This window comes from Methanoculleus sp. MH98A (genome assembly GCF_000691865.1).
Taxonomy (GTDB): domain Archaea; phylum Halobacteriota; class Methanomicrobia; order Methanomicrobiales; family Methanoculleaceae; genus Methanoculleus.
The window spans coordinates 1-1,359 of record NZ_JMIO01000165.1; the positions used below are offsets into that span (position 1 = coordinate 1).

A 1,359-nucleotide genomic window follows, 5' to 3' on the forward strand; every position below is an offset into this window, starting at 1 on the left:
CCGCCGAGACCGTCGGCCGGAACCTCAAGGACGGCGCGGTCATCGTGGTCCTTGAGTCGACCGTCTACCCCGGCCTCACCGAGGAGATCATGGTACCGACCCTTGAAGAGGCCTCCGGCAGGACCTGCGGGAAGGACTTCTTCGTCGGCTACTCCCCCGAGCGGATCAACCCGGGCGACGTCGACCACACGCTGGAGAAGATCACGAAGATCGTCGCCGGCATGGACCCGGCGACCACCGAGCGCCTCGCCGCCCTCTACGGCCTCGTGACCAACGTCTACGTCGCCCGCGACATCCGGACCGCTGAGGCGGCGAAGGTGATCGAGAACGTCCAGCGGGACTTAAACATCGCCCTGATGAACGAGCTCTCGATCATCTTCCGGAAGATGGGTATCGATACCAAGGCGGTCCTCGAAGCCGCCGGGACGAAGTGGAACTTCCACAACTACCGCCCGGGCCTCGTCGGTGGCCACTGCATCCCGGTCGACCCCTACTACCTGGTCTACAAGGCCGAGGAGCTCGGCTACCACCCGCAGGTGATCCTGGCCGGCCGCGCGATCAATGATAGTATGCCCAAGCATGTGGCCGATATCGCGATCAAGGAGCTGAACCGGGCTGGCAAAGTGATCCGGGACTCGAAGGTTCTCATCCTGGGGCTGACCTACAAGGAGAACGTGCCTGATACCCGGGAGAGCCCGGCCGGTGAGATGGTCCACGAGCTCAAGGAATTCGATATCGACGTCTACGGCCACGACCCGCTCCTCGGGCCTGCCGAGATCGAGCGGTTCGGGGCGAAGCCGGTCGCATCGTTGCAGGGGCTTGAGGGGCCGGTGGACTGTATTATCGTGAATTCGCCGCACGGGGTGTTTGCGTCGCTGACTCTGGAGAGGGTGCTTTCGATCTGTAATGGGAAGCCGATCATCGTGGACGTGACCGGGATGCTCCGGAGGAACGATGGGGTGCGGGAAGGGTGTGTGTATTGTACGTTGTGATTGGGGGATATCCCTCTACCGACTAACCGTAGTCTGGTTAAATATAACCTCTTTTTTACCACCATCTGACATCCATCACTCTTTGCCATTGAAACTTCATAAATTAGCAAGAAATCAGAACATGCCATGAATTTACGGATGGTTAAGTAGGTACGGCCATATCCGTTCAGGCAGGAGCAGGTTTAGATTTTGTAAAAAATTGGCTGATTTGCTTCAGGTTACTGAAAGCTAGATCCCCCCGCCAAATTTAAGCGATCTATTGCACGTAGGTTCAACAAACAGAGCACAAGATACATAATCACCATAATGGTGCCGTAAATTGTCAGCGTGATTAATGGCTCGAAACCAAACATGTTAGCGAAATAGA

General features: G+C 57.0%; 1 protein-coding gene. It reads left to right on the forward strand.

Going from position 1 to position 1,359, the window contains the following annotated elements; all coding sequences use genetic code 11:
- The coding region (locus EI28_RS12330; protein WP_048115253.1) for a nucleotide sugar dehydrogenase at positions 1-992 on the forward strand (992 nt) is incomplete at its 5' end.
- Between the last annotated feature and the right edge of the window lie 367 nt (positions 993-1,359).